The sequence below is a fragment of the Reyranella sp. genome, from assembly GCF_004297265.1.
Lineage (GTDB): Bacteria > Pseudomonadota > Alphaproteobacteria > Reyranellales > Reyranellaceae > Reyranella.
The window spans coordinates 1-23,259 of record NZ_SCUT01000054.1; the positions used below are offsets into that span (position 1 = coordinate 1).

Genomic DNA, 23,259 nt, shown 5'->3' on the forward strand with positions numbered 1-23,259 from the left:
GCTCTTCCGATCTACGCCCAGCTCGCTCTGGGCGTGCTGGGCGTCGCCGTGCTGATGACGCGGCTGGTGCCGCTCGAGGGGATGGGCGCCCACAAGGTCATTGAGGTCGACAATCTCGTGGTGCGTGCCGACCAGCGCGGGCGCCGGGTCGGCCGGCGTCTCCTGGCCGCCGCCGTCGAATGGTCCCGGCAGCGTCGCGCGGTGCAGGTCGAGGCCGTGGTGGGCGAGGGTGCCGCCAAGCGTTTCTACGAGAATTTCGGTTTCGCGGTGGCCAACGACCGGCTGGTGCTGGCGGCGTGAGCGTCACGACCCGCCCGGCGCGTCGCGACGATTACGAGACGCTGTGCACCCTGTTCGACGAGCTGGACGAGTTCCACCGCCAGGCGCGGCCGGACTTCTTCCGCCCGTTCGACGGCCCGGCGCGGCCGCGCGAGCAGGTCGAGCGATGGTGCGAGGGGCCGGGTTCGGCGGTTCTCGTGGCGGAGGGCGACGGCGAGGTCGTGGGACTTGCAGTCCTGCTGACACGCATGCCGATGGCATTTGCAGGTGCTGTCCCTCGGCACGTCATCGAGCTCGACAATCTCGTGGTGCGGGGCGATTGGCGCAGCCGCCAAGTGGGTCACCATCTGCTGGAGGCGGCGACGCAATGGTCCCGAGAGCAAAGGGCCACGCACGTCGAGGTGTCCGTCCATGCCTTCAATCGTGACGCGCGGCGGTTTTACGAGCGTTTTGGCTTCCTCCCGTCGATCGACCGGCTGATGCTGGCCGTTTGAGGGCCGGTTTCGCGATGTGAACAATGAGGGGTTCGCGTCGGACAATGTGTTATGGTTGGTTTTCTTGCACATCCAGTGCCGGACAATTGTGCAGGAGTAGTCGTGGCCAAACATTCGAAGCAAGCGCCCGAAGCGAAGGCGCCGGTTGGCGTCAAGCAGACGATGGCCAAGCCGATCTCGAGCTACACCGATCCCGAGCAGCTGCGCACCTTGATGCAGAATGCCAAGCGGATGGGGCGGGACGACATCTGGCGCCAGGCCTTCGACCAGCTTTGCTCGCTCGAAGGCGCCGACAAGGAAGATCCGCTGGAGCGGGCCTTCTACAGGACTCTGGCGGCCTATGAGCTGCTGCTGACGCAGAAGAACGGTCGTGCGACGCGGGCGAGCCGGACTCGCCTGAAGCTCAAGGGCAAGGGCGTGGTCGCCTGCCTGGAGGACTGGGCGAAGAGCAAGGAACCGCCCGAGTCCTTCGAGCTGCTGGTGGCGAATGGCATGGTCGAGCTGACGGGAGAGCAGCTGGTGCTGACCTATCCCGACAGGTTCTCGGCGGAAGCGGTCGCGGGCGCCACGGCGCGCCTTGCGACGCTCACCCAGACGGCGCCCGCAAGCTGACGTCTAGGCCGGCTCGGCGTCGCGGGCCGCCCACATCTTCTTGAAGGCCGGACGGGCCTGGCAGGCGGCGAGCCACGCCTTGACGCGCGGCGCGGTCTCGAACAGTTCCGGCGCGGGCTGGGCGTAGCGCACGATCTCGGCCGTGTTGAGGTCGGCCACGGTGAAGCGGTCGCCGACCAGCCAGCCACTCTTGGCCAGCGCCTTGTCGAGCACGGCGAACGGACCCTTCAGCGCCTCCACGGCGGCGTCGGCGATCTTCGGGTCCTTCACGCCGGTCGGATTGCCCAGGCGGTGATAGAGGACGTTGATCGCGTGCGGCTCGACGCCGGTCGCGGCCCACAGCGACCACATGGCGATCTCGCCTTCCTCGGCGACGGTCGCGCCGGCGACCGGCCCGCCATGCTTTCGCGCGAGATAGAGATTGATGGCGAGTGACTCGTGCAGCACCAGCCCGTCATCGTCGATCGAGGGGATGAGGCCGTTCGGATTGATCTTCAGGAACTCCGGCGACCGGGTGTGCAGCATCCCGGCCGGCACGCTGCGATAGTGCTGGATGACAGGGACCTGCTTGAACGGGATGCCGAGTTCCTCGGCCAGCCAGATGTTGCGCGACGCGCGGGACCGGTAGACGCCGTAGATCGTGAGCATTGAACTTCCTACTTTATCGAACTGTCTTCTTGACGGGATCGCGCCCGTTCTTAAGGCTTGCGACGTTCGAGGCACAGCAAAAAACCGGACCGGGCTCTCTCCAGGAAGGAGGATCGACGATGTCGGCACCAAGGACACTCGAAGCGGTTAAAGATGCCAGCCACCTCTACGAGGTCGAGCGGCGTGCCTACCACCTGCAGCGGCCGGGCTTCCGCGTCGCCGAGCTACAGCTCTCGCCCACACAGAAGGTGCCGTGGCACTTCCACAACAACATCAGCGATACGTTCTACGTGGTCGAGGGAACGATGCGTCTCTTTCTGCAAGAGCCCAAGCAGGAAGTGATACTGAAACCGGGCGAGAGTTTCGTCGCCGCGCCGGGGAGGCCGCACCTCGTGACCAACGGCGGCGACGTTTCGCTCACTTTCCTCATCATGCAGGGCGTCGGCGAGTACGACTACGTGCCGCTGGTTTGACTCAATGTCATCCTGAGCGAAGCGAAGGATCTCGCGCCGGCAACGGAGTCCGCTGGTCGCTCGGCAAGGTCCTTCGCGCTGCTCAGGACGACGGGGAGCGAACCGCCCTAACTGATCGCCGGGGCGTCCCGGCCGACGAACTGCGACCGCAGCTCGCGCTTCAGGACCTTTCCGGTGGCGTTGCGCGGCAAGGCGTCGACGAAGGTGACGGATTGCGGGACCTTGAACTTGGCGAGGCGGGCGAGGCAGTGCTGGATCACGTCGCCTTCGGCGAGGTCCTGGTCCGGTTTGCGCACGATGATCGCCATGCCGACCTCGCCCCAGCGCTCGTTGGGCACGCCGATGATCGCGGCGTCGGCCACGGCGGGGAGCTGGAACAGCACGTTCTCGACCTCGGCGGGATACACGTTCTCGCCGCCCGAGATGTACATGTCCTTCCAGCGATCGACGATGTAGACGAAGCCTTCCTCGTCGAGCCGCGCCGCATCGCCGGTGTGCAGCCAGCCGTCGGTGAAGCTGCGCTCCGTGGCCGCGGGATTGTTCCAGTAGCCCGGCGTGATGTTGGGTCCCTTGATCAGCAGCTCGCCGATGCCGCCGGCCGGCACGTCGTTGCCCTGGTCGTCGACCACGCGGATCGCGGTATGCAACAGCGCCTTGCCCGCCGATCCCAGCTTGCGGATGGCGTCGGCGGCGTCGAGCATCGTGCCGGCTGGGCTGGTCTCGGTCATGCCCCAGCCCTGGACCAGCGGTACGCCGCGGCCGGTCCAGGTTTCGAGGATGGCGAGCGCGCAGGGGGCGCCGCCGACGCCCGCGATGCGCAGGCGCGAGAGATCGGCCCCCTCGAACTTCGGATGCTGCATCATGAACTGGTAGGGGGCCGGCACGGCGAAGAAATGCGTGATGCCGAGCGCCGGATCCGAGAGGCAGTCGAGCGCCTGGCCGGGGTCGAAGTTCCGCATCACCACGATCGCGCCGCCGGCGTGGAGCACGGGATTGGCGTAGCAGTTGAGACCGCCGGTATGGAACAGCGGCAGCACCACGAGCTGCACCGTCTCGGGCGTGATCAGCGCGGGGATGCCGAGGTTCACGCAGTTCCAGAACACCATGCCATGCGTGATGATGGCGCCCTTGGGATGGCCGGTCGTCCCCGACGTGTACATGACCATGCCGATGTCGTCGTGTGTCAGCGGGGCGGCCGGTGGCGGAGGTGCTGCCGCGGCGAGCGCGCGCTCGTAGTCGCTATCGGGCCGCTCGTGGTCGATCTCGATAAGGTTCTTCGACAGCGCGGCGGCCTGTACCGCAAAGCCCTTGTCGTGGATCAGCAGCTTCGGTCCGGCATCGCCCAGGATGTACTCGAGTTCCGGCACGGTGAGCCGCCAGTTCAGCGGCAGCATGATGGCGCCCAGCCGGCCGCAGGCGAACTGGAGTTCGAAATACTCGGCGCAGTTTGGTGCGAGCAGCGCGATGCGGTCGCCCTTGGCAATGCCCCTTGCTGCCAGCGCCGAGGTCAACCGGCCGATACGGGCATCGAGGTCGGCGTAGGAGAGCTTCCGTCCGGTATGCAGGTCGTGGATCGCGAGCTGCCGCGGGCGCCGGCCCGCATGGTGCGCGATCCAGTCGTAGTAGGGAATCGAAGCCATCAGTTCACACCCCTGGTGAGACCCTGCCAGTAGGGTTCGCGTAGCTCACGCTTCAGGACCTTGCCGGCGCCCGAGAGGGGGAGCGGCGTGTGGCGGAAGTCGACGCTGCGCGGACATTTGTAGCCGGCGATCCGATTGCGGCAATGGTCGATCACCTCGTCGACGCCGAGCGCGACGCCCGGCCTCGGGACGACGATGGCATGGACCCGTTCGCCCCATCGTTCGTCGGGAATACCGATCACCGCCACCTCGGCGACACCCGGCATCGTCGAAATCGCATTTTCGACCTCGGCCGAATAGACGTTCTCGCCGCCGGAGATGATCATGTCCTTCAGCCGGTCGACGATGAACACGAAGCCTTCCTCGTCCATGTAGGCTCCGTCGCCCGAATAGTACCAGCCATCCTCCAGCACCGCCTCGGTCTCGACCGGCTTGTTCCAGTAGCCCTTCATCACGTTGGCGCCGCGGACGGCCAGCTCGCCGGTCGTGCCGCGCGGCACTTCCAGCCGGTCGGCATCGACGATCTTCACGTCGCAGGCGAGCGCGGCCTGGCCGCACGATTTGAGCCGCCCGGCGAACGGACCGTCGAGCACCGTGTAACGCGGGTCGAGCAGGGTGACGATGGGCGCGGCCTCGGTCATGCCGTAGCCGTGCATCAGCCTGACATTCGGCATCTTGTCGATCGCCTTGCGCAGCACGCCCTCCGGCATCGGCGAGGCGCCGTAGAGGATGAAGGAGAGGGCGCCGATGTCGAACTCGCCGAAGCGCTCGTGGTTCACCAGCATGTTGATCATGGTCGGCACGAACTGCGCGTGCGTCACCTTTTCGGTCTGGATCGTCAGCAGCACCTCGACCGGCTCGAAGCGCGGCACGAAGGCGTGGCGTCCGCCCGACAGCGTGACGCCGAAGGTCGAGGCGCCGTCGGCGAGATGGAACATCGCGCCCGAATGGAGGTAAGCCGTGTCCGCATCGAAGCCCATGCCTGCCACGCCGTTCAATGCGTTCACCACCAGGTTGGTGTGCGTGAGCATGACGCCCTTGGAGCGACCGGTCGTGCCGCCGGTGTAGAAGAGGCCGGCCAGATCGTCGTCACAGGCGCCGGCATCCTCCATCGCCTCGTAGCTCGTGAGGTCCTCGTAGCGGAGGATGCCTTCGGGGCTTGCCATGTCATCGAGCCAGACGACCTCGCGTACCGTAGGCGTCTTCCCGTCGAGCGCCGTCAGGTGATGCGACATGCCGGTGTCGACGAACAGCGCGGCCGCGCCGGAATCGTTCAGGATGTATTCGATCTCCGGCGTCGCCAGTCGCGTATTGACCGGAACCATCACCGCTCCCATCCAGGGCAGGGCGTACATCAGTTCGAGATAGCGGTCCGAATTGAGGGCAAGGATGGCCACCCGGTCGCCGCGGCGCACGCCCAGTGCGGAAAGGGCGCCGGCGACCCGGCTGATCCGGTCGGCGCTCTGCTGCCAGGTCCGGCGGCGGCCGGCGAAGGACGTGGAAAGACCGTTGGGTTGGGTCTGGACGGCGCGGCGAAGTCCCTGGGTGAGTGCAAACATGGTGCGATGCTAGGGGCTCGTTCGTTCGCGCGGCAAGGGGCTTCGTGGTAGAGAAAAAGGATGGACACCATCGCCCAGCCGACCGCACCTGCGAAGGACCTCGAGTTCAACCCGCTCGACCCGGCCTTCATCGCCGACCCGTATCCGTTCTATCGCCGGCTGCGCGAAGCCGCCCCGGTGCTGAAGACGCCGCAGGGCTTCTGGCTGATCACGCGCTATGAGGACGTGGCGCTGTCCCTGCGCGACAAGCGCTTCGGCAAGGACTTCGAAGGCAACATGCGTCGCCGCTACGGCGAAGACCGCATGAGCGAGCCCGCCGTGGCCAGTCTCGCGAAGACGATGCTGGTGCAGGATCCGCCGGATCACACGCGGCTGCGCGGGCTGGTCACCAAGGCCTTCACGGCCCGCCGCGTCGCCGACATGCGGCCGCGCATCAAGCAGCTTGTGGACGAGCAGCTCGACAGGGTCGCCGACAAGGGCGAGATGGACGTGATGCGGGACCTGGCGCATCGCCTCCCGGTCATCGTGATCTGCGACATGCTGGGCATTCCCGAAGAGCATCGCGCCCCCTTCCTCGCGGGCAGCAACGTCAATGGCCGCATCCTCGAACCGGTTCCGATGACGCGCGAGGAGCTCGACCAGGCCAACCGCAACACCCAGATGGCCGGCGTCTACTTCAACCAGCTGTGCGAGCTGCGCCGGCGGGAACCGCAAGACGATCTCACGACCGAACTGGTCAAGGCGGAGGAGGCAGGCGACAAGCTCACGGCCGAGGAGCTGCAGGCGAATATCGGCCTGCTGTTCGGCGCCGGGCACGAGACCACCACCAACCTGATCGGCAACGGCCTGCTGGCGCTACACCGCAACCCCGATCAGTGGGAGCGGCTCAAGGCCGACCCGTCGTTGATCCCCAACGCCGTCGAGGAGCTGCTGCGCTACGATTCGTCGGTCCAGATCACAGGCCGCGTCACCCATGCCGAAGTCGAGCTGGGCGGCGTGACGATCGGCGCGGAGCAAAGCATCGTCGCCCTGCTGGGCGCGGCCAATCGCGATCCGGCGCAATATCCCGATCCCGACCGGCTCGATGTCGGCCGCGAGCATATCCGGCCGATGTCGTTCGGCGGCGGCATCCATCACTGTCTCGGCGCGCAGCTCGCGCGACTCGAAGCCGAGCTGGTGTTCGCGGCGCTGATCGAGCGCATGCCGAACATGACCTTGCCCGAGAAGAACACGCCCGCCTGGCGCCGCAGCTTCACCCTGCGCGGCCTCAGCAAGCTCCCGGCAGTCTGGCACTGAAGGATTCGCTGAAAACATGACGACGCGATGGCGGGGCGAGGGCGGCCAGCATCAGGGCGCCCGCCCTTACCAGGAAGACAGTTGGCGTCTGGTGACGCTGGGCGACGGCTCGCTGCTGGCGGTGGTGGCCGACGGGATGGGCGGACATGCCGGCGGCGCGGTCGCCAGCCAGCTAGCGGTCGACGCCTTCATCCATGCGATGGAGCAGGGCGGCGGGCTGGACGACGGGCTGCACGACGCCAACCAGGCGGTGGGCCGGGGCGCCCTCGCGCGGCATGAACTCACCGGCATGGGCGCCACCCTGGTCGCCGCCCAGTTGCGCGGCGACGAAGTGCGCTGGATCAGCGTCGGCGATTCGCCATTTTATCTGGTCGAAGCCGGCAAGATCGTCCGGCTGAACGCCGATCATTCGATGGCGCCGCAGATCGACGCGCTGGTCGCTCGCGGCATGCTCTCGGCCGAGGATGCCGAGAATCATCCCGGCCGGCATACATTGCGCGAGGCGGTGATGGGCGAGCCGCTGACCCTGGTCGACCGCGGCAGCCGCCGGCTGGGGCCGGACGCGCGCTTGCTGGTGTGCAGCGACGGCGTGCACAGCCTGAGCAACGAACAGCTGCTGGCGCAGGCATCGCTGGCGGTGGATCGGATCATCGCCGCGGTGCTGGCGGTGGCCAAGGGGCATCAGGACAATATCACCGTTGTAAAGCTGGAGCGCGTGCGATGAGTAGGGGCCCTGTCGTCATCGAAGTCACGCGCGGACCGGTCGTCGAGAGTCGGCACGAGGGCATCGCTGCGGTCGTGAAGGCCGACGGCACCGTGGTCGAGTCCTGGGGCGACATCGATGCCGCGATCCTGCCGCGCTCGGCCAACAAGCCCATCCAGGCGATGGCCTTCGTCGAGAGCGGCGCGGTCGAGCGCTTCGGCCTGGGCGACGAGCACGTCGCTTTGTCCTGCGCCTCGCACAGCGGCGAGACGCGGCATGTCGAGACGGTGCGTGCCTGGCTGGCGAAGGTGGGCCTCCGCGAAGCCGATCTCGAATGCGGCACCCATGCGCCGCGCCTGCAGTCGAGCATCGAGGCGCTGGCCCGGGCGAATACCCTGCCGACGCCGGCGTTCAACAACTGTTCGGGCAAGCATAGCGGCTTCCTGACGACGGCTGCGCACTATGGCGAGCCGACCAAGGGTTACATCAAGTACGACCATCCGGTGCAGCGCCGGCTGCGCGAGACGATGAGCGCGCTGTGCGGCCTCGACGCCGACACCTTTCCGCACGGCACCGATGGCTGCGGGATCCCGACGCTGGCAACGCCGCTCAGGAGCCTGGCGCAGGCGATGGCGTCGATGGCCGATCCGTCGCGCCTGTCGAGCAAGAGGGCCGACGCCGCCAACCGCATCCGCCAGGCGATGAACGCCGAGCCCTTCATGGTGGCAGGCACCGGCCGCTTCTGCACCCGCATCAACGAGGCCGCGCCGGGCGTGATCCAGGTGAAGACCGGCGCCGAGGGCGTGTTCTGCGGCATGCTGCCGACGCTCGGTTTCGGGGTGGCGCTCAAGGTCTGGGACGGCGCGGGACGCGCGGCCGAGGTTGCGATGGCGACGCTGCTCGACCATCTCGGCGTGCTGCCGGCGGCGCAGCGCGACGAGGTGCTGCATCCGCCGATCAGGAATGTGGTCGGCCTGCTGGTCGGTGAGATGAGGCCGGCGAAGAGCTGGCTGGGCTGAGCTCCTCCCTCATGAGTGCATCGTGAGTATCACGCTCGACATCCTGGAAGTCGGCGCCCGCGGCGACGGCGTCGCCGATCTCGAAGGCAAACGCTACTTCGTCCCGTATTGTTTGCCGGCCGAGACGGTCGAGGCCGAACCGCTCGATAAACGCGGCGACGGCATCGCCTGCGAGCTGCTGGAAGTGCTGGCCCCGTCGCGCCATCGCGAGACGCCGCCCTGCGCGCATTTCGGCACCTGCGGCGGCTGCGTGCTGCAGCACTGGCGGCGCGACATCTACACCGGCTGGAAGAGCGAGCTGATTTCGAAGGCGCTCGCACAACGCGGCGTGAGGGCTCCCCGCTTCGAGGCGCCGGTCGCCTGTGAGCCGGGCGAGCGCCGTCGCGCCGACATCGTGCTGCGCCGCGAGGGCAGGCGGATCTTGGCCGGCTTCCACGAACGCGCGAGCCAGAGCGTGGTCGATGTCGGCACCTGCGTCGTGGTGCGTCCCAGGATCAGCGCCGCGCTCCCGGCGCTGCGCTCGGCCATGGCCGCGATCCTGCGCGACGGCACCTCGGCCGACGCGGTCGTGAACGAGACCGACACCGGCCTCGACGTGCTGATCCGCCCGCATCGCCGCTTCGACCTTACCCTGCCGATCCGCGAGGCGCTGATCGCGCTGGCCGAGAGCGCCGACTTTGCCCGGGTGAGCTGGGGCGATCGCGCCCGCGCCGAGCCGGTCGTCGTGCGCCGCACGCCGCTGCTGGTGCTGGGCGACGCGACCGTCGAGCCGCCGCCCGGCGTGTTCCTGCAGGCGACCAAGCGCGCCGAGCTGGTGATGCGCGCGGGAGTCACGGCCTGGGCGGGCGAGGGCGTACACATCGCCGATCTCTTCGCCGGCATAGGCGCGCTGTCGCTCGGCAAGCCGGGCAAGGCGAGCCTGTTCGAGAGCGACAAGACCGCGGTCGCGGCGGTCGATGCCGCGCTGCGCAAGGGGGCGACCAACCGCGCGACCGTGCAGCTGCGCGACCTGTTCCGCAATCCGCTGCGGCCGCCGGAACTCGCCGCCTTCGACGCCGTCGTGCTCGACCCGCCGCGCGCCGGCGCTGCGGCCCAATGCGCCGAACTCGCCGCCTCGACCGTGAAGCGGGTGGTCTACGCCTCCTGCGACCCCGCCAGCTTCGCCCGCGACGTGCGCACCCTGCAGGATGGCGGATACCGGCTGGAGAAACTCATGCCTATCGACCAATTCCTCTGGTCGGCGCATGTTGAGCTCATTGCTTTGTTGACCAAATGAATCGAGGAGACGACCGATGATGTTCGACCTTACCGGAAAGGTGGCCGTCGTGACCGGCGGCAGCCGTGGCATCGGCCGCTCCATCTGCGAACAGATGGCCGCCCATGGCGCCAAGGTCGTGGTGTCGAGCCGCAAGCTGCCGGCCTGCGAGGAGGTGGTAGCGGGCATCAAGGCGAGGGGCGGCGAAGCGACCGCCGTCGCCGCGAGCATCTCCGACAAGGCCCAGCTCGAGAACCTCGTCGCCGAGGCGCGCAAGGCCTACGGCCGCATCGACATCATGGTCTGCAACGCCGCGTCCAATCCGTATTTCGGCCCGCTCACGGGGCTGAAGGACGAGGTTTTCCTGAAGATCATGCAGAACAACGTGATGTCGAACCTGTGGCTGATGAACATGGTCGGCCCGGAGATGGCGGAGCGCAAGGACGGCGCTTTCATCATCGTTTCGTCGATCGGCGCTCTGGTCGGCTCGGCCCACATCGCGGCCTACAACATGAGCAAGGCGGCCGACCTGTCGCTGGTGAAGTCGCTCGCCATGGAGTGGGGCAAGCACAACATCCGCGTCAACGCGATCGCGCCCGGCCTGATCCAGACCGACTTCGCCAAGGCATTGTGGGACAATCCGCAGATCCGCGCCGCCCAGGAGAACAAGGCGGCCCTGAAGCGCATCGGCCAGCCCGACGATATCGGCGGCGTTGCGGTGTTCCTGGCCTCCAAGGCAGGCAACTTCGTCTGCGGCCAGTGCATCATCGCCGACGGCGGCGTCATCGGCGCCGGGGCGGAGTAGCTACGCGGAAATGATAGAATAGCCCGTCGTCCTGAGCGAAGCCGCCCGAAGGGCGGCGCAGTCGAAGGACCTATTTTCCGGCGCACGACGCGTCAAAACGAAAAGAGGTCCTTCGACTTCGCGCCTTCGGCGCTTCGCTCAGGACGACGGGGATTTTGCTAAACCACTCGTCTGGATCAAGCCGCCACGTCCAGTTCGCACCACACAGGGACGTGGTCCGACGGCTCGGTCTTGCCGCGTTCGGCTTTGTCTATGCCCACGGCGGTGAGGCGGTCGGCAGCCTGTGGCGAGAGCAACAGGTGGTCGATGCGCAGGCCGTTGCCCTTCGCCCAGGCGCCGGCCTGATAGTCCCAGAACGTGTACTGCTCACCGTCGGGATGGAACGCCCGCACCGCATCAGTTAGGCCGAGATTGAGCAGCTTGCGGAAGGCCGCGCGCGACTCGGGCTGGCAGAGCGCGTCGTTGGCGAAGGCCTTGGGATCGAAGACGTCCATGTCAGTCGGGCAGACGTTGTAGTCGCCGCACAGCACGAACATCTCCTCGCGCGCCAGCAGCTCGCGGGCGTGGGTAAGCAGCCGCTCCATCCAGGCAAGCTTGTAGGTGAACTTCTCTGTGCCGATCGGATTGCCGTTGGGCAGGTAGAGCCCGCCGACCGTCAGCGGCCCGCGCGGCGTGTAGACCTTTCCCTCGACATAGCGCGCCGGCTCGTCCTCGGCGGCGCCGGGCAGGGCGCGCGCCGTCACGTCGAACGCATGGTGGGACAGGAAGGCGACGCCGTTGAACCCCTTCTGGCCCACGATCGCCGTTTTGTAGCCGACGGCTTCGACCTCGGCGGCGGGGAACTGCGGCTCCTGCGCCTTGATCTCCTGCAGCACGACGATGTCGGGCTTGGCTTCCTCCAGCCACGACACCAGGTTGCCGGTGCGCTTGCGGACGGAGTTCACGTTCCAGGTCGCGATTTTCATGAGTTCAGGCTGCCTCTCTTGCCGCCCTCATAGCATGCCTCAGTCCTGCGGCTCGATCTTCGCGTCCTGCACGACCAGGCCCCGTTCGAGCAGCTTGGCGTGCGCCGCGGGAATGACGGCCCGCACCGCGCCGTTGAGGCGCTCGACGACCGGGGCCGGGATCTGCGGCGGGACCGAACAGGCCGACCCAGCCGCCCAAAGGTCCCTAGCTACGCTCGGGATGACAATTTTCGCCTAACTGACATCCCGCGCCATTTTCCCCGGACAGGCCTGTATTCGAATGGGAAGTGCCCCGTCTTACCGGACGATGGGGCCAGAACGGTCGTTCGTTCTTCGGCGCTCCCAGACATCGCTTCGCGATGTCTTGCCGCTCAACAGCCGAGCTTCGCTCGGCTTAAACGCTGAACGAGTTGCCGCAGCCGCAGGAGGAGGTCGCGTTCGGGTTCTTCACCTGGAACGCCGAACCCACCATCTCGTCGACATAGTCGAGCTGGCTGCCCTTCAGGAACTCAAGCGAGGTGCTGTCGACCAGGACGGCGGCGCCGTCGCGCTCGATGACCAGGTCGTCGTCGTTGCGCGCTTCCTCGAAGGAGAAATTGTACTGGAAGCCCGAGCAGCCGCCGCCCAGGACCGCCACCCGCATCATCACGGGCTTGGGCTCCTTGGAAGCCAGGAAGGCGATCCGCTTGGCCGCGCTGGGGGTCACGGAGAAGGTGGTGTCGGTCATGCCCACAAGATGTGGTTGGCGAGGCGATTCGTCAATCCCGACAAAAACCCTAGGAGATTAGGGCTTTTTTGCGCTGTCGCGCCCTGACCCTCTCACGGTGGAGAATGTAGAGGCCCGAGCCGATGACCAGCGGCAGGCCGTACCAGACGGTCCAGGAGGGCTCTTCCTGGAACCACAGATAGCCGAAGGCCATGGCCAGCACGATCGAGGCATAGTCGAAGGGCGCCAGGACGGCGGCTGGGGCCAGCCGCCAGGCCCGGGTGATCAGGATCTGGGCGACGCCGCCCAGCAGGCCGAGGGTCAGCAGCCAGACCCAGTCGAGCGGGGGCGGCCACTTCCATTCGGGGATGGCGCAGGCCAGCGATACGACGGTCCCCACGATCGCGAACCAGAACAGGGTCACGACGTCGGGATCGTGGCGACTGAGCCGGCGAACCAGCACGGTCGACAGGGCATAGCAGAAGGTGGCCGCCAGGATGACCAGCGAGACCAGGTGGAACTCGATCGCCCAGGGATCGAGCATGATCAGCACGCCAGCGAAACCCACGCCCACGGCTGTCCAGCGCCGCCAGCCGACCGGCTCGCGCAGGATCGGCACGGAGAGCGCCACCATGAAGAGGGGCGCCGCGAAGGAGATGGCATAGGCGTCGACCAGCGGCATGCGCGGGAAGGCATAGAAGAAGCCGAACATGCTGCCGAAGCCGATGCCGACCCGCAGCGCCTGCAGGCCCGGCTTGCTGCTGCGCACCACCCTGAAGCCGCCAGCGTGCCAGATCAGCACCGCAACGGGCACCAGCGCCACGGCGCTGCGGAAGACCATGAGCTGGAAGGAGCCGTAGGTGCCGCCCAGCCCCTTCACCATCGCGTCCATCGTGCAGAAGAGCACGAGGGCGCACATCTTGAAGTAGATGCCGTGCAGGGCTGTCTGGCTGGGGGCGTGCGGCAAGGTCGCGCTATTTGGCTCGCGCGCCATCCTCTGTAAAGTGAAGTTCGTGGGGGAGCAGAGGGTCAAAGGCGCATGAGCTGGTTGCTGCGCTGCATCAATGCGCCGCGTGCGCCGATCGTCATTGCGCTGCTCGTGCTTCTGGGGGCCCTCGTGCTGCGCATCGCCGATCCGTCGGCGGTGACCCGCATCCGCGATTTCGCCTTCGACGCCTATCAACGGATCGAGCCGCGCCCCTACAATCCCGAGACCCCGGTGCGCATCGTCGACATCGACGAGGCCGCCCTCCAGGAATTCGGCCAATGGCCGTGGCCGCGCACGATCGTGGCGCGGATGGTCGACAAGCTCACCGAGAAAGGCGCTGCCGTCGTGGCCTTCGACGCCGTGTTCGCCGAGCCGGACAGGTCCTCGATCAGCCGCATGCTGCGCGACCTGGTGGCCTTCACCGATCCCGAGACGGTACAGAAGCTGGCGGCGGCGGTGCAGGACAATGACAAGGTGCTGGCCGACGCCATGGCACAGTCGAGGGTGGTCACGGGGTTCGGTTTCGACGTTAAGGGGACGGGAAAGCCACCGCGTACCTTCCACGGCGTCGCCTTTGCCGGCGACCAGCCCAGCCAGTTCCTTCCGCAGCAGGGCGGCACGGTGAAATCCATCGACATTCTGGAAGCCGCGGCCAAGGGCAACGGCAGCGTCAACACCGACGTGGACAGCGTCGTGATCCGCCGGGTGCCGATGCTGTTCCGCGTCGCCGGATATGAGGGCCTCTTCCCGGCGCTGTCGATCGAGGCGCTCCGGGTGGCGCAGGAGGCGTCGTCCTATCTGATCAAGTCCTCGGGCGCGAGCGGCGAAATGTCGTTCGGCGAGAAGACCGGCATCGTCGCCATCAAGACCGGCGCCCTCGAGGTGCCGACCGACGCCCGAGGCCGCGTCGTCCTCTACGACACCGGCCACCAGCCGCAGCGGTTCATATCGGCCCGCGCCGTGTTGAAGGATGAAGTGCCGGCCGAGAAGCTGGAAGGCAACGTCATCTTTGTCGGCACCAGCGCCATCGGCCTCAAGGACCTGCGCAACACGCCGGTGCAGGACGGCGTGCCGGGCGTCGAGGTCCATGCCCAGCTCGCCGAGCAGATGCTGGAGCAGAAGTTCCTGGCGCGCCCCGATTATGCCGACGGCGCGGAATTCCTCTACCTGGCGATCATCGGCCTGCTGCTGGTCGTGCTGTTGCCGAGACTGTCGGCGGGCAAGATGGCCTTCGTCGCCGCGATCTTCATCGCCATCGGCCTGTTCGTGCCGTGGGTCGCCTACTCGAAGTACCACCTTCTGTTCGATCCGATCTATCCGCCGGTCACCTTCGCGGCCATCTATGTCGGTGGCACGGCACTCGCCTTCATGCGCACGGAGCGGGAGCGGGCGGAGATCCGTGGCGCCTTCGGCATGTACCTGTCGCCCGACCTGGTCGAGCAGCTCGCGCGCAATCCGAGCCTGCTGCAGCTCGGCGGCGAGCAGCGCGAGATCACGGTGATGTTCACCGACGTACGTGGCTTCACGACCATTTCCGAGCAGTTCGATCCGCACGGCCTGACGCGGTTCATGAACCGCTTCCTGACACCCATGACCGATCTGATCCTGGACCGCCGCGGGACGATCGACAAATACATGGGCGACGCCATCATGGCGTTCTGGAACGCGCCGCTGCCGGTCGAGCGCCACGCCGCGCGTGCCTGCGATGCGGCGCTGGCCATGCAGGCACGTCTCGCCGAGCTGAACGAGGAATGGAGGGCCGAAGCGGAGGCCGAAGGGCGCAAGCACATACCGGTCAATATCGGCGTCGGCCTGAACACCGGCCCGGCCTCGGTCGGCAATTTCGGCTCGACCCAGCGTTTCACCTATTCCTGCCTGGGTGACGACGTGAACCTGGCGTCGCGCCTCGAAGGCCAGTGCAAGACCTACGGAGTCGGCATCATCATCGGCCGCAAGACGCGCGAGGAGGTCGAGGATTATGCGACGCTGGAGATCGACCTCGTCACCGTGAAGGGCAAGACCGAGCCTGAGCGCGTGTTCGCGCTGCTCGGCGATTCGACTGCGTCGCGGATGCCTGCCTATAAGGCGCTGCTCAGGCAGCAGGACGAGTTCCTCGGGCTCTACCGCAGCGGTGGCTTCGCCGAGGCCATCGAGATGCTGGGAGCCTGCGAGGCGGCAGCGGCGGCGGCCGGCTGGCGCCAGGGCTATTACGAGATGATGCGCGGACGGCTCGACGACCTGATCGACGATTCGCCGGTGGACTGGAAGGGAGTTTATGTCGCCAAGGACAAGTGAGCCGGATCGCCGGATCGCCGCCATCGAGGCCCTCGTATGCCGCGATGTCGGCCGCAAGACCCGAGCGCTGATCGACGCCAATCGCGGCGGCCTCGCCGGGGCGGCGGCATCGCTGGCGAAGGCCACACGGGTGGGATTGATCACCGGCTTCTTCGTGCCGCGAGGCGACGTTGCCGCGCCCGAGACCGACGGTCCCGTCGGGACGGCGTTGCTTGCAGCGTCTCTCGTCGCCTGCGGAGTGCCTGCGCGCATCGCGGTCGATACGCCGAGCGTCGAGGCCGTGCGTTCGGCTGTTCGGGCGACCGGGGAGGCGGTGGTTGTCGACGAGGTCGTGCCCGGGAAAGACGGTGCCATCGAGGAACTGGCGAAGGTCTGGCGCAAGCAAGAGCTCACCCATGTCGTCGCCATCGAACGGTGCGGGCGCAGCGCCGACGGCAAGCCGCGCAACATGCGGGGCGTCGACGTCTCTCCCTGGACGCTGCCGCTCGATGAGTTGTTCGAGGGCGGGAACTGGACGAAGCTTGCCGTCGGCGACGGCGGCAACGAGATCGGCATGGGCAGGCTGCCGGCCGGTCTGATCGCCGAGCACGTGCCCAACGGCGCGGAGATCGCCTGCGTGACCTCGTGCGACCACCTCGTGGTGGCCGGAGTCTCGAACTGGGGCGCCTATGGGCTGATGGCGGCGCTCGCCGTTCTGCATCCCGACTGGCGTCCAACCATCGCGAAATTCCTGACCGCGGAACGCGACCTGTCCGTCACCCAGGCGACCGTGAAGGAAGCAGGCGCAGTGGACGGCGTAACCGCGCTTCGTGAAGCCACCGTCGACGGATTCGGCCCCGAGATTCATGGGCCTCTGGTCGACAGGCTCGGCCGCATTGCATGGGGAGAGGGCGCGCATTAGCTTGCGCGCCATGGAAAATCCCTACGCTCCGACGCACCCCGAGATCCGCGACGCGGTTCGCCAGCTCTGCCTGAAGTTCGACGGCGCCTACTGGCGCGAACTCGACCGCGAGCGCGGCTATCCGACGGCCTTCGTGAAGGCGCTAACCGAGGCCGGCTGGCTGTCGATCCTGATCCCGGAGGAATATGGCGGCGCGGGCCTCGGCATTTCGGCCGCCAGCGCATTGCTGGAGGAGATCCATAAGGCCGGCTGCAACGCCGCCGCCTGCCACGCCCAGATGTACATCATGGGCACGGTGCTGCGGCACGGCAGCAAGGAGCAGAAGGAACGCTACCTGCCGAAGATCGCCACCGGCGAGCTGCGCCTGCAGGCCTTCGGCGTGACCGAGCCGACCAGTGGCACCGATACGCTGAGCCTCCGCACCACGGCGGTGAAGAAGGACAACAGCACCTACGTCGTGAACGGTCAGAAAGTATGGACCAGCCGCGCCGAGCATTCCGACCTGATGCTGCTGCTCGCCCGCACGACGCCGCGCGACCAGACCAAGAAGAAGACCGACGGCCTGTCGGTGTTCCTGGTCGACATGCGCTCGGCGCTGGGCAAGGGCCTCACCATCCGGCCAATCCGCACGATGATGAACCACAACAGCACCGAAGTGTTCTTCGACAACATGGAAGTGTCGGCCGAGAACCTGATCGGCGAGGAGGGGCAGGGCTTCCGCTACATCCTCTCCGGCATGAACGCAGAGCGCGTGCTGATCGCCTCGGAGTGCATCGGCGACGGCAAGTGGTTCATCGAGAAGGCCGTGAACTACGCCAAGGAGCGCAAGCTGTTCGGCCGCGCGATCGGCCAGAACCAGGGCGTCCAGTATCCGATCGCGCGCGCCTATACGCAGATCGAGGCGGCGGACCTGATGGTGCGCAAGGCGGCTTCGATGTACGAGGCGGGCATCAACGCCGGCGCCGAGGCCAACATGGCCAAGATGCTGGCGTCGGAAGCCTCATGGGCCTGCGCCGAGATGTGCGTGCAGACGCACGGAGGTTTCGGCTTCGCCGAGGAATACGACGTCGAGCGCAAGTTCCGCGAAGCCCGTCTCTACACGGTGGCGCCGATCTCGACCAACATGGTCCTGAATTTCGTCGCCGAGCACGTGCTGGGACTGCCGCGGTCGTATTAGCTCCGAACAGCTTGTCGTCCTGAGCGAAGCGAAGGACCTATCGGAACGCGCAGCGCACTCCCTGGCGGGCGCGGGATCCTTCGCTGCGCGCAGGATGACAGTGACTACGCCCCCACCGCTTCCACGATCATCTTCTGGAAGTGGATGACGAGGTGCTCGCTGTTGGTGAGGAAGCGGCCCGTGTCGGGAATCCCGGCGAGCAGACCGCGCTGGACTGAATCCGTCAGCGCATCGTCTTCCGCCGCGACCTGCTTGTTGAAGGCGACGAGTGACCTCGCGAAGTCGTCGCTGACGCCGGGGCCGAAGAACTGCTCGGAGAAGCCCTTCGTCGCGTTGGGCCCGTCCGGAGTCCAGACGTCGATCGACAGGTTCGGGAAACCGGGATTGATGTTGATGGTCACGTTCGGCCACAGGAAGTGATACTGCGACTGCGCCAGCGCGCCCGACACGTCGTACAGGTCGGTCTTTGCCTGGCCCGCGAGGGCTGTCGGTCGCACCGGTCCGGTCTGGCTCAGGAAGTAGCCGTGGGCCTTCAGCGCATAGACGTCCGGGCGAACGTCGATCGCGGCGTTGAAGCCGGGATGGGCGACGGCGCAGTGATAGCATTCAAGATAGTTCTCGAGCATCGTCTTCCAGTTGGCGTTCGAACGCCATTCCTCGCGGCTGTAATGCACGAGCGTGTCCAGCACGACGCCGCATTCGGCGATCAGGTCGAGGACCGGTCCGTAACAGGACGCAGCCGTCGGCGCCTCGGGGTCGAGGTTGACGAAGACGAACGGTCCCAGCGCTTCAGCGCGGATCGGCAGCAGCGGAAAGTCGGCGAGATTGAAGTTCGGCTCCGACTGCGACCGCGGCACGCGCTTCAGGCCGCCGGTCAGGTCATAGGTCCAGGCGTGGTAGCCGCATTGCAGGCTCTTCGCATTGCCGCGGCCCTTCAGGACCTCGTGCCGCCGATGACGGCACACGTTCACGAGGCCCGCCAGGCCGCGCTCGTTGCGCACGACCGCGACCGGTACGCCACCGGCATAACCGGTCACGTAGTCGCCAGTCTCCGTCAACTGGGAGAGGGGGCCGACATAGTTCCAGCTCTTGCGGAAAATCCTGGCGGTCTCGCGTTCGGTGATCCCAGGATCGGTGTACCAGCGCGCCGGAAGCGATTCGCCGCGGTCTAGGGCGGCGAGCAAGTTGGGAGACGTATCGACAAGCAAGGTCATGGCGGCAGCTCACGTTGTAGCTAGCCGAAGATAATCGCCTTGAGGGTCGAAATTGCGGCCGAGATCGCGGCATGGCCGACCATTAGGAGAAACACGGTCCAGCAGAGGGTAACCGCGGTCAGTAGCCATCCCAAAATGGCCATCAAACCGTCATCTTCGATCAGGGCGAAGCAGAAGAAGAGGATGGCCCAGGCGGGGAAAAAGTTGTCGAAGGGAATCGGCAACGCGAGGATCAGGACATCCAGCGACCAAGCCAGCAGCATCAGCCGGCGTGGCAGGCCGTTCACCCACCATTCGTAACGCGCGTGGACGGTGTTCTCGAGCCAGCGGATGAAGCGTCGCGCGCGGTCGAGGAAATCCTGCAGCTTGCCGCGCGGTAGGCCTCGCTTCCCGATCATGAGAGGCAGCGATGGCACCGGCTTTCCGGCGAAGTATTGCGCCAGAAGGTAGAGCATTGGCGCGCCTGTGATCGTCGACAGCCACGGAATGCCGGTCGGAATGACATTCGCGATGTTCAACGCCAGGACGGCGAAGGCATAGGACCGCCCTTCGAGCTCCTGGAGGAATTCGTTCAACGTGAGGACGGATCGACGGTCGCCGCCGAACAGCCGATCGAGCGTGTCAAGAAGGCCGAAATTGTCCTTCATCCACCCTTCCGCGAGACCAGCCGGCGCGCCAGCACGAGGTGCGGCTTGTCGAGCATCTTGCCGTCCATCGTGAGAACGCCGGCGCCGGGATTGCCTTCGAAGGTCGCGATGACTCTCGTTGCCCAGTCGATCTCGGCTGCGGTCGGCGTGAAGACCTCATGGATGATGGCGACCTGGTCGGGATGGATGGCGATCTTGCCGCCGTAGCCCATGCGCCTTGCGTCGTGCGCTTCGGCGCGCAGGCCCTCGACGTTGCGGATGTCGGGATAGACCGTGTCGTAGGCGGTGACGCCTGCGGCAACCGAGGCCATCAGGTTGACCGTGCGCGCCAGCTTGAACGTGTCGTCGTAGACGCCGGGCGAGGGACCCTTCGCCAGCGCGCCGAGATCGGCCATCAGATCCTCGCCACCCCAGGAATGCCCGATCAGGCGGGCGTGCTTCGCCGGCGCGGCGGTGAGCGCCAGGATCGCCGCCGCGCTCTCGGTGGCGATGGTCAGGATGCGGGTCGCGCCGGCCTCGATTCCCTCGCGCGCTTCGAGGGCGTCGAGATAGTTCGACATCAGGTCGAGATCCGCCTGGCCGACGCATTTCGGAAAGACGATGCCGTCGGGCTTGCCCTGCATGACGGTGGCGAGATCGCCCAGGGTCAGGCCGGTATCGAGCGCGTTGACGCGGACGTAGAGCTTGGGGCCGGCGCGGTCGGCGTGGTTCAGATAGGCGAGAGCCATGTCGCGCGCGATCCTCTTGCGGTCGGCGGCGACGGAATCCTCGAGGTCGAGGATAAGCCCGTCGGCGCCCGAGGCGGGGCCCTTGGCGAGCTTGCGCTCGGAATCGGCGGGGACGAACAGGAAGGATCGCACGGTCTTCAGCTCCTGGGCTTCTTGCGCATCAGCGCCTGGCGGGTGCACTCGGCCACTGTCTCGCCGCGCTGGTTGATCGCGGTGTGGACGAATTCGACGATGCCGGCATCGGGACGCGACTTGCTCTCGCGCACACTCGCCACGCGGGTCCGCACACGCAGCGTGTCGCCGTGAAAGACCGGCTTAGGAAAGCGCACGTCTGTCATCCCGAGATTGGCGATGGTGGTGCCGAGCGTCGTGTCGTTCACGGTGATGCCGATCATCAGGCCCAGCGTGAACAGGCTGTTCACGATGCGCTGGCCGAACTCTGTCTTGGAGGCGAACTCCTCGTCGAGGTGCAGGGGCTGGACGTTCATGGTGAGCGAGCTGAACAGGACATTGTCCATCTCGGTCACGGTGCGCGTCCATTCGTGCTCGAACACGCGGCCGACGCTGAAATCCTCGTAATAGAGCCCTGCCATCTTTCTCCTCGCGGAAGTCGAGCCTTCCTAGCATGGATGGACGCTGGCCGGCTCGCCATCGTATCAAGGGCGCCACAGGATGAAACACCGGGATGGGGAGTACGACGATGCGCGCGATGCTGAGCGAAACACCGGGCGGGCCGGAGAGCCTGAAGCTTGTGGAGATGCCCTCCAAGCCGCTGGGCAAGGGCCAGGTGCGCATCGCGACCAGGGCCGCGGGCGTCAACTTCCCCGACACGCTGATCATCCAGGACAAATACCAGTTCAAGCCGCCGCGCCCCTTCGCGCCCGGCCACGAGATTGCGGGCGACATCACCGAGGTCGGCGAGGGCGTCACCGGCTACAAGGTCGGCGACCGCGTGATCGGCATGATCGGCCATGGCGGCTATGCCAGCGAGGCGGTGGTCGACGAGATCCAGCTCCTGCCGATGCCGAAGAACATGAGCTACGAGGATGGTGCGGCGTTCACCATGACCTACGGCACCTCCTACTACGCGCTGAAGCAGCGCAGCAGCTACAAGCCGGGCGAGACCCTGCTGGTGACCGGCGCCTCGGGCGGTGTCGGCCTCACCGCCGTCGAGCTGGGCGCCCTGATGGGCCTCAAGGTCATCGCCGCCGTGGGCTCCGACGAGAAGATGGAGATCTGCCGGAAGTACGGCGCCACGATGTTCGTGAACTACGCCAAGGAGAAGATGCGCGACAAGGTCAAGGAACTGACCGGCGGTAACGGCGCGGACATCATCTACGACGCGGTCGGCGGCGATGCCTTCGACGAGGCCGTGCGCTGCATCGCCTGGTACGGCCGCCTGCTGGTCGTGGGCTTCGCCGCGGGCCGTATCCCGTCGCTGCCGGCCAACCTGGCGCTGCTGAAGAGCTGCGACGTGCGCGGCGTGTTCTACGGCGCCTGGCGCGGCCGCGAGCCGGCCGAGGCGCGCAAGAACTTCGACGAGATGCTGGCCTGGTACGGCGAGGGCAAGCTGAAGCCGCACATCTCCATGCGCTTCCCGCTGGAGAAGGCGGCCGACGCCATGAACGCGCTGCTGTCGCGCAAGGCGACCGGCAAGGTCATCATCGAGGTCGCCTGAGAAAGACGGAGGCCCGCATGGGCAGACTGGCTGGCAAGATCGCGATCGTGACGGGCGCCGCCTCGGGCATCGGGGCGGCCTCCGCGAAGCTCTTTGCCGAGGAGGGCGCGCAGGTCCTGGCGGTCGACCGGCCGGAATCGGCGATCGACACCGTCCATGTGGGCAACAGGTCGATCGAGCCCTTCGCGGCCGACATCACCGGCGACGACGCGCCGAAGAAGATCGTGGCGGCCGCCCTCGACCGGTTCGGGGCGCTCGACATCCTGTTCAACAATGCCGGCGTCAGCGGCCGTGCCTTCGTCGAGGAAATGACCGACGAAATGTGGGACCGGGTGAACGCGGTGAACGTGCGCGGCATGTTCCGGCTGTGCCGGGAAGCCATCCCGGCGCTGAAGGAGCGGGCGAGGCAGAAGGGCCGCGCGCGCATCGTCAACACCGCGTCGGTGATGGCCTTCGACACCGACTACGGCCTGGCGGCCTATTGCGCCTCCAAGGCGGGCGTCGGCGGGCTCACGCGCACGCTGGCGTTGGAACTCGGCAAGTTCAACATCACCGCCAACTATGTCTGCCCGGGCGCCATCTACAGCGGCATGACCCAGACCAACTTCGACAAGCCGGAGATCCGCGAGGTCTGGGAGAAGAAGGCGGCGCTGCGCCGGCTCGGCCAGCCCATCGATATCGCCCGCGGCGCGCTGCTGCTGGCCTCCGACGAAGCCGACTTCATCACCGGCCACGAGCTGGTGGTCGACGGCGGCCTCACTTTGCGCACCTGAGACGCAGGCCAGAAGAGTACGAAGCAACGGCATAACTAAGCGAACCGAGCGCTATCGCGACCTGCAATGGTAAGCAGACGCACGGCTACGAGGGCCGCGACGCTTTTTTAATAGCCTGCTTCACTGCGCTCGGTATCGCTCAACCCTCCGCCGCCTCCGTGCGTCAGACAAAGCAGCGATGGAGAATCCCGGACATCAGAGAGTCGGGAATCTCAGCCGCTGATATGAAAGCACATAGCCGATAGCAGTATCGAGGCCGGTCGGCAGTTCGCCTCGAGATTTGACGCTTGCAAATTCAAAGTCCGGCTCATCAGGAACTCAAGGGCTCGCTTCTCACAGGAGAGATGTCTTTGAGAACATTTGATGCCCCGGGCGACGATACTGCCTGTCCCTCCTTGTCGCCG

24 protein-coding genes are annotated in these 23,259 nt (G+C 66.5%); 14 read left to right on the forward strand and 10 right to left on the reverse strand.

The features are described 5' to 3' along the window. From EPO41_RS23880 to EPO41_RS23890, 3 genes are all read left to right on the forward strand, one after another. The coding region (locus EPO41_RS23880) for a GNAT family N-acetyltransferase (protein ID WP_296330808.1) at positions 1 to 300 on the forward strand (300 nt) is incomplete at its 5' end. Beyond that, positions 297 to 773 (forward strand): GNAT family N-acetyltransferase, encoded by a 477-nt coding sequence (locus tag EPO41_RS23885; protein WP_296330811.1) that lies wholly within the window; start codon positions 297 to 299, stop codon positions 771 to 773. The genes EPO41_RS23880 and EPO41_RS23885, both read left to right, overlap by 4 nt. 102 nt (positions 774 to 875) lie before the next feature. Next, the gene (locus tag EPO41_RS23890; RefSeq protein WP_296330814.1) at positions 876 to 1,385 is read left to right on the forward strand and encodes a hypothetical protein; all 510 of its coding nucleotides are present in this window, start codon (positions 876 to 878) and stop codon (positions 1,383 to 1,385) included. A 3-nt stretch (positions 1,386 to 1,388) separates the two neighbouring features. On the opposite strand, the gene EPO41_RS23895 is transcribed toward EPO41_RS23890, so the two are convergent. Continuing rightward, complete coding sequence (locus tag EPO41_RS23895; RefSeq protein ID WP_296330818.1) at positions 1,389 to 2,033, reverse strand: glutathione S-transferase family protein; 645 nt, start codon at positions 2,031 to 2,033, stop codon at positions 1,389 to 1,391. A 119-nt stretch (positions 2,034 to 2,152) separates the two neighbouring features. Here EPO41_RS23895 and EPO41_RS23900 point away from each other — a divergent pair, with 119 nt between their 5' ends. Beyond that, a complete protein-coding gene (locus EPO41_RS23900; protein ID WP_296330821.1) occupies positions 2,153 to 2,506 on the forward strand; it encodes a cupin domain-containing protein in 354 nt (117 codons plus the stop codon). Positions 2,507 to 2,613: 107 nt separating this feature from the next. Here the strand turns inward: EPO41_RS23900 and EPO41_RS23905 are convergent, their stop codons facing one another. Together EPO41_RS23905 and EPO41_RS23910 are read right to left on the reverse strand one after the other, a co-directional pair. Then, a complete protein-coding gene (locus EPO41_RS23905) occupies positions 2,614 to 4,146 on the reverse strand; it encodes a long-chain fatty acid--CoA ligase (RefSeq protein ID WP_296330824.1) in 1,533 nt (510 codons plus the stop codon). Then, positions 4,146 to 5,705, reverse strand: coding sequence for a long-chain fatty acid--CoA ligase (locus tag EPO41_RS23910; RefSeq protein WP_296330827.1), 1,560 nt, complete (start codon positions 5,703 to 5,705; stop codon positions 4,146 to 4,148). Before EPO41_RS23910 ends, EPO41_RS23905 begins: the two co-directional genes overlap by 1 nt. Positions 5,706 to 5,765: 60 nt before the next feature. Here EPO41_RS23910 and EPO41_RS23915 point away from each other — a divergent pair, with 60 nt between their 5' ends. From EPO41_RS23915 to EPO41_RS23935, 5 genes are read left to right on the forward strand one after another with little or no spacing between them, the layout of a single operon-like run. Then, positions 5,766 to 7,001 carry a cytochrome P450 gene (locus EPO41_RS23915; protein ID WP_296330830.1) on the forward strand — a complete coding sequence of 412 codons (1,236 nt, stop codon included), beginning with the start codon at positions 5,766 to 5,768 and terminating at the stop codon, positions 6,999 to 7,001. 16 nt (positions 7,002 to 7,017) lie between these two features. Continuing rightward, positions 7,018 to 7,725, forward strand: coding sequence for a protein phosphatase 2C domain-containing protein (locus EPO41_RS23920; protein ID WP_296330833.1), 708 nt, complete (start codon positions 7,018 to 7,020; stop codon positions 7,723 to 7,725). Beyond that, complete coding sequence (locus EPO41_RS23925) at positions 7,722 to 8,723, forward strand: asparaginase (RefSeq protein WP_296330837.1); 1,002 nt, start codon at positions 7,722 to 7,724, stop codon at positions 8,721 to 8,723. Before EPO41_RS23920 ends, EPO41_RS23925 begins: the two co-directional genes overlap by 4 nt. 22 nt (positions 8,724 to 8,745) lie before the next feature. Beyond that, positions 8,746 to 9,999, forward strand: coding sequence for a hypothetical protein (locus EPO41_RS23930; RefSeq protein WP_296330841.1), 1,254 nt, complete (start codon positions 8,746 to 8,748; stop codon positions 9,997 to 9,999). A gap of 16 nt (positions 10,000 to 10,015) precedes the next feature. After that, on the forward strand, positions 10,016 to 10,783 hold the full coding sequence (locus tag EPO41_RS23935; protein WP_296330843.1) for an SDR family oxidoreductase: 768 nt from the start codon (positions 10,016 to 10,018) through the stop codon (positions 10,781 to 10,783). Between the two features lie 176 nt (positions 10,784 to 10,959). On the opposite strand, the gene xth is transcribed toward EPO41_RS23935, so the two are convergent. From xth to EPO41_RS23950, 3 genes are all read right to left on the reverse strand, one after another. Continuing rightward, on the reverse strand, positions 10,960 to 11,748 hold the full coding sequence (gene xth, locus EPO41_RS23940; RefSeq protein ID WP_296330846.1) for an exodeoxyribonuclease III: 789 nt from the start codon (positions 11,746 to 11,748) through the stop codon (positions 10,960 to 10,962). A 394-nt stretch (positions 11,749 to 12,142) separates the two neighbouring features. After that, the gene (erpA, locus tag EPO41_RS23945; RefSeq protein ID WP_296330850.1) at positions 12,143 to 12,475 is read right to left on the reverse strand and encodes an iron-sulfur cluster insertion protein ErpA; all 333 of its coding nucleotides are present in this window, start codon (positions 12,473 to 12,475) and stop codon (positions 12,143 to 12,145) included. Positions 12,476 to 12,524: 49 nt separating this feature from the next. Further along, positions 12,525 to 13,421 carry a DMT family transporter gene (locus tag EPO41_RS23950; RefSeq protein ID WP_296330852.1) on the reverse strand — a complete coding sequence of 299 codons (897 nt, stop codon included), beginning with the start codon at positions 13,419 to 13,421 and terminating at the stop codon, positions 12,525 to 12,527. A 72-nt stretch (positions 13,422 to 13,493) separates the two neighbouring features. Between EPO41_RS23950 and EPO41_RS23955 the strand changes: the two genes are divergently transcribed. From EPO41_RS23955 to EPO41_RS23965, 3 genes are read left to right on the forward strand one after another with little or no spacing between them, the layout of a single operon-like run. Further along, positions 13,494 to 15,737, forward strand: a complete 2,244-nt coding sequence (locus EPO41_RS23955) for an adenylate/guanylate cyclase domain-containing protein (RefSeq protein ID WP_296330856.1) — start codon at positions 13,494 to 13,496, stop codon at positions 15,735 to 15,737. Then, positions 15,718 to 16,638: a glutamate cyclase domain-containing protein gene (locus tag EPO41_RS23960; protein WP_296330859.1), complete on the forward strand. Its 921-nt coding sequence runs from the start codon at positions 15,718 to 15,720 to the stop codon at positions 16,636 to 16,638. The genes EPO41_RS23955 and EPO41_RS23960 overlap by 20 nt, the downstream gene beginning before the upstream one ends. Positions 16,639 to 16,648: 10 nt before the next feature. Next, positions 16,649 to 17,815 carry an acyl-CoA dehydrogenase family protein gene (locus EPO41_RS23965; protein ID WP_296330861.1) on the forward strand — a complete coding sequence of 389 codons (1,167 nt, stop codon included), beginning with the start codon at positions 16,649 to 16,651 and terminating at the stop codon, positions 17,813 to 17,815. A gap of 104 nt (positions 17,816 to 17,919) precedes the next feature. Here EPO41_RS23965 and EPO41_RS23970 read toward each other — a convergent pair whose 3' ends face one another. The 4 genes from EPO41_RS23970 to EPO41_RS23985 are packed head-to-tail and all read right to left on the reverse strand — an operon-like array spanning position 17,920 to position 20,997. Then, a complete protein-coding gene (locus EPO41_RS23970; protein ID WP_296330863.1) occupies positions 17,920 to 19,029 on the reverse strand; it encodes an aromatic ring-hydroxylating dioxygenase subunit alpha in 1,110 nt (369 codons plus the stop codon). Between the two features lie 20 nt (positions 19,030 to 19,049). Further along, on the reverse strand, positions 19,050 to 19,676 hold the full coding sequence (locus tag EPO41_RS23975) for an exopolysaccharide biosynthesis protein (protein WP_296330867.1): 627 nt from the start codon (positions 19,674 to 19,676) through the stop codon (positions 19,050 to 19,052). After that, on the reverse strand, positions 19,673 to 20,536 hold the full coding sequence (locus EPO41_RS23980; RefSeq protein ID WP_296330869.1) for a CoA ester lyase: 864 nt from the start codon (positions 20,534 to 20,536) through the stop codon (positions 19,673 to 19,675). The genes EPO41_RS23975 and EPO41_RS23980 overlap by 4 nt, the downstream gene beginning before the upstream one ends. Before the next feature lie 5 nt (positions 20,537 to 20,541). Further along, positions 20,542 to 20,997, reverse strand: coding sequence for a MaoC family dehydratase (locus EPO41_RS23985; protein ID WP_296330872.1), 456 nt, complete (start codon positions 20,995 to 20,997; stop codon positions 20,542 to 20,544). A 107-nt stretch (positions 20,998 to 21,104) separates the two neighbouring features. Here EPO41_RS23985 and EPO41_RS23990 point away from each other — a divergent pair, with 107 nt between their 5' ends. Continuing rightward, positions 21,105 to 22,082, forward strand: a complete 978-nt coding sequence (locus tag EPO41_RS23990) for an NADPH:quinone oxidoreductase family protein (protein WP_296330875.1) — start codon at positions 21,105 to 21,107, stop codon at positions 22,080 to 22,082. A 17-nt stretch (positions 22,083 to 22,099) separates the two neighbouring features. Then, positions 22,100 to 22,855 carry an SDR family NAD(P)-dependent oxidoreductase gene (locus EPO41_RS23995; protein WP_296330880.1) on the forward strand — a complete coding sequence of 252 codons (756 nt, stop codon included), beginning with the start codon at positions 22,100 to 22,102 and terminating at the stop codon, positions 22,853 to 22,855. The last annotated feature ends 404 nt before the right edge of the window (positions 22,856 to 23,259 follow it).

What these genes read in the sequence shown, in the direction of transcription:
- EPO41_RS23895 (WP_296330818.1), bottom strand. Translation starts at nt 2,033, where the DNA reads ATGCTCACGATCTACGGCGTCTACCGGTCCCGCGCGTCGCGCAACATC.
- EPO41_RS23900 (WP_296330821.1), top strand. Translation starts at nt 2,153, where the DNA reads ATGTCGGCACCAAGGACACTCGAAGCGGTTAAAGATGCCAGCCACCTC.
- EPO41_RS23905 (WP_296330824.1), bottom strand. Translation starts at nt 4,146, where the DNA reads ATGGCTTCGATTCCCTACTACGACTGGATCGCGCACCATGCGGGCCGG.
- EPO41_RS23910 (WP_296330827.1), bottom strand. Translation starts at nt 5,705, where the DNA reads ATGTTTGCACTCACCCAGGGACTTCGCCGCGCCGTCCAGACCCAACCC.
- EPO41_RS23915 (WP_296330830.1), top strand. Translation starts at nt 5,766, where the DNA reads ATGGACACCATCGCCCAGCCGACCGCACCTGCGAAGGACCTCGAGTTC.
- EPO41_RS23920 (WP_296330833.1), top strand. Translation starts at nt 7,018, where the DNA reads ATGACGACGCGATGGCGGGGCGAGGGCGGCCAGCATCAGGGCGCCCGC.
- EPO41_RS23925 (WP_296330837.1), top strand. Translation starts at nt 7,722, where the DNA reads ATGAGTAGGGGCCCTGTCGTCATCGAAGTCACGCGCGGACCGGTCGTC.
- EPO41_RS23935 (WP_296330843.1), top strand. Translation starts at nt 10,016, where the DNA reads ATGATGTTCGACCTTACCGGAAAGGTGGCCGTCGTGACCGGCGGCAGC.
- xth (WP_296330846.1), bottom strand. Translation starts at nt 11,748, where the DNA reads ATGAAAATCGCGACCTGGAACGTGAACTCCGTCCGCAAGCGCACCGGC.
- erpA (WP_296330850.1), bottom strand. Translation starts at nt 12,475, where the DNA reads ATGACCGACACCACCTTCTCCGTGACCCCCAGCGCGGCCAAGCGGATC.
- EPO41_RS23955 (WP_296330856.1), top strand. Translation starts at nt 13,494, where the DNA reads ATGAGCTGGTTGCTGCGCTGCATCAATGCGCCGCGTGCGCCGATCGTC.
- EPO41_RS23960 (WP_296330859.1), top strand. Translation starts at nt 15,718, where the DNA reads ATGTCGCCAAGGACAAGTGAGCCGGATCGCCGGATCGCCGCCATCGAG.
- EPO41_RS23965 (WP_296330861.1), top strand. Translation starts at nt 16,649, where the DNA reads ATGGAAAATCCCTACGCTCCGACGCACCCCGAGATCCGCGACGCGGTT.
- EPO41_RS23970 (WP_296330863.1), bottom strand. Translation starts at nt 19,029, where the DNA reads ATGACCTTGCTTGTCGATACGTCTCCCAACTTGCTCGCCGCCCTAGAC.
- EPO41_RS23975 (WP_296330867.1), bottom strand. Translation starts at nt 19,676, where the DNA reads ATGAAGGACAATTTCGGCCTTCTTGACACGCTCGATCGGCTGTTCGGC.
- EPO41_RS23985 (WP_296330872.1), bottom strand. Translation starts at nt 20,997, where the DNA reads ATGGCAGGGCTCTATTACGAGGATTTCAGCGTCGGCCGCGTGTTCGAG.
- EPO41_RS23990 (WP_296330875.1), top strand. Translation starts at nt 21,105, where the DNA reads ATGCGCGCGATGCTGAGCGAAACACCGGGCGGGCCGGAGAGCCTGAAG.
- EPO41_RS23995 (WP_296330880.1), top strand. Translation starts at nt 22,100, where the DNA reads ATGGGCAGACTGGCTGGCAAGATCGCGATCGTGACGGGCGCCGCCTCG.